This is a genomic window from Roseiarcus sp. (genome assembly GCF_052145395.1).
Classification (GTDB): Bacteria; Pseudomonadota; Alphaproteobacteria; order Rhizobiales; family Beijerinckiaceae; genus Roseiarcus.
The window spans coordinates 1-3,080 of sequence record NZ_JBKQOT010000718.1 but is presented as its reverse complement, the minus strand read 5'-3'; the positions used below and the strand labels follow the sequence as shown (position 1 = coordinate 3,080).

2 protein-coding genes and 1 pseudogene are annotated in these 3,080 nt (G+C 65.7%); 1 reads left to right on the top strand and 2 read right to left on the bottom strand.

The window, feature by feature from the left end:
* Positions 1–194 (bottom strand): annotated as a pseudogene (locus ACLP25_RS24680) (acetate/propionate family kinase); the annotation flags it as partial.
* Between the two features lie 6 nt (positions 195–200).
* The gene (locus ACLP25_RS24675; protein WP_442471763.1) at positions 201–1,631 is read right to left on the bottom strand and encodes a bifunctional enoyl-CoA hydratase/phosphate acetyltransferase; all 1,431 of its coding nucleotides are present in this window, start codon (positions 1,629–1,631) and stop codon (positions 201–203) included.
* Positions 1,632–1,972: 341 nt separating this feature from the next.
* On the opposite strand from ACLP25_RS24675, the gene ACLP25_RS24670 reads away from it, so the two are divergent.
* Positions 1,973–3,080: Orn/Lys/Arg decarboxylase N-terminal domain-containing protein (locus ACLP25_RS24670; RefSeq protein WP_442471762.1), on the top strand; the 1,108-nt coding region annotated here is incomplete at its 3' end.

Genomic DNA, 3,080 nt, shown 5'->3' with positions numbered 1-3,080 from the left:
CGGGCGAGCGAGCGCTCGAAGCTAAGCTCGGCCGTCTCGCCCGAGACTGTCTTGACGGCGCCCGTCGGCGCTGCGCCGAGCCCTTCGATTTGTCCGGACGCCAGCAGAGTCAGCGCGCCGCCGTTTGCGGCCGCGAACGCGGCGAATTTGAGCGATGACGAGCCGGCGTTCAGAGTCAGGATCACAGAACCCAAGTGCGTTCACTCCGCCGCTTTGGCGACCGTCGCTTGATCGCCAAACGCCCGGCCTTCACGCCGCCAGTACTCGTAAAGCTGGGCCAGCGCACAAGAAGCGAGCCGGGCTCGATCATTGTCGGCCCGGCTCGTCAGCATGACCGGCGCTTTGGCGCCGAGCACCAGCCCCGCCGCTTCCGCCCGCGCGATGAAGGTGAGCTCCTTGGCGAGCATGTTGCCCGCTTCGAGATTGGGCACGATCAGCACGTTGGCGCGTCCCGCGACCAGCGAGGCGATGCCCTTGGTGCGGGCGGCTTCGACGTCGATGGCGTTGTCCATCGCCAGCGGCCCGTCGACGATCGCGCCGCGGATCTGGCCGCGCTCGGCCATCTTGGACAAGATGGCGGCGTCGAGCGTCGATTGGATCGCCGGATTGATTGTCTCGACCGCCGAGAGAATGCCGACGCGCGGCTGCTCGAGGCCGCAGGCGCGGGCGAGGTCGACCGCGTTCTGGACGATGTCGACCTTGGTCATCAGGTCGGGCGCGATGTTGATCGCCGCGTCCGAGATGTACAGGATTTCGTCGAGCGTCGGGACGTCGAGCGCGAACACGTGGCTGATGCGCCTTTGCGTGCGCAGGCCGCCGTCCTTCTTGACCACTTCGGCGAGCAGCGCGTCCGAGTGGAGGTTGCCCTTCATGACGGCGCCGGCCCTGCCCTCGAGCACCATCGCGACCGCGCGGGCCGCGGCAAGATGCGGGTCGGCGGCGGACTCGATCGCATAACGCGAGATGTCGGCGTCCATCGCCTTGGCCGCGGCCTTGATGCGCTCAGGATCGCCGATAAGAATGGGCTCGATCAGGCCGCGATCGGCCGAGAGCAGGGCACCGCTCAGCGAATTGTGGTCGTCCGGGCAGACGACGACGGTTTTCAGCGGCGGCAGTTTGGCCGCGAGCACGACGAGCCTGCCGAAATGGTCGGCCGTATCCACGATCAGCGACGGCAGATGGCGCGCCTCGATAACCTGGGCGACGGTCGGCGCCTCGATCTCGGAGGTTCCCTCGCACACGATCTGGCCGACGGCGTTGATGATCTTGTTGTCGAAGACGGCGACCGGCTCTTCACGCTTCTCGCGGCAGACGACCGTGACCTTGACCTTCTCGCCAACATGGACGCGGCCGAGGAAACTCAGGTTCTGCGCCCGATAGAGCGTGCCCGGACCGGGAAGGATGTTGCCGAGGACGGCGGAGACGAGCGAGCCGACCCACATGGAGGGCGCAACCGGATCCGTCTTCTCATCGGCGCCGTCGGCCGACGGCAGCATCAGCGGGTTCAGGTTTCCGGAGACATGGGCGAACAGGATGAGGTCCTGGACGGAGCAGGTCCGTTCGATGCTGGCGGAATCGCCAACCTTGAGCTCGGCCCACGTGGTATTGCGGACGGCGGATTTTGCGCTCATGGCAGCCTCTGCGCTGGCCGGACGGCCGTATCGAACCGATGCTCCGCGGCTTGTGCGAAGCCGCCGGCGGGATTTGGGGTCATTTGCCCGGGTTGTCGATTGTGCAATGCACCAACTAGCGTCCCAGCGTGACGTTTCGGTGAATTTATGCCTTTCCGGGCCGTTCCGCACGGCGCTGGCTGCGCGACCAATGGACGCATTGCAGCGTGGAAAATCGCGGGCGGCGCGCGCGAGGACGGGCGCGCCGGACAAACGTCTTGATTCTGCCGCCCGCATCCTGTCTTAGCTTGCCGGCCGCGAGGGCGCCCGACGCGCCGCGACCCGGGTTGGGGCCGAAAGACATGAACTTCTTCCAGCGATTCACCTTTCTTTTCTCCGCGCCGATGTTCGACGCGGACGATCTGGAGGGGCTTCGAGTCAACCAGATCATCGCCGCCATCGAGCGGATGGGCTTCCAGGTGATCAAGGCGCGCCGGGTCGAGGACGCGGAGATCGCCGTCCAGACCGACGCCGCCATCGGCCTGCTTGTCGTCGACTGGGGCAAGAAGGGCATAGAGGGCAAGGCCGCCTCGCTCATCAACCTGATGCGCCGCCGCGGTCTCGACATGCCGATCGTCATCCTCGTGCGGCGCAAGCGCTTCGAGGACATTCCGGTCGAGGTGCTCGACTTCATCGACGGCTACGTGTTCCTTGCCGAGGAGACGCCCGAGTTCATCGCCAAGAACCTCGTCTCCCGCCTCAAGCAATACGCCGAGACGCTGAAAACGCCTTTCTTCGGCGCTCTGGTCGATTACGCCGAGGAAGGCAATCAGCTCTGGACCTGCCCCGGCCATAACGGCGGCATCTTCTACAGCCGCAGCCCGATCGGCCGGATCTTCATGGAGCACCTGGGCGAGGCGGTGTTCCGCGACGACCTCGACAATTCGATCCTCGAGCTCGGCGACCTCCTGACCCACGAGGGGCCCGCGTTGCAGGCGCAGAAGGAAGCCGCTGCGATCTTCGGCGCGGAGAAGACCTATTTCGTGCTCAATGGCACGTCGTCGTCCAACAAGATCGTGCTGACGAGCCTCGTCGCCGAGGGCGACCTCGTCCTCTTCGACCGCAACAACCACAAGGCCGCCCATCAGGGCGCGCTCTTGATGGCGGGCGGCGTCCCGGTCTACCTCTCGACCGACCGCAACGCCTACGGCCTGATCGGCCCGATCCGGCCGGAAGAACTCGACGAGACGTCGATCCGCGCGAAGATCCGCGCCAATCCGCTCATCAAGGATCCAGAGGCCTGGACGCGCGAGCGCCCGTTCCGCGTCGCGGTGATCGAGCAATGCACCTATGACGGCACGATCTACGACGCCCAGCGCACGCTCGAGCGGATCGGTCCTTTATGCGACTACATCATGTTCGACGAGGCGTGGGCGGGCTTCATGAAGTTCCACCCGATCTACGAGAGCC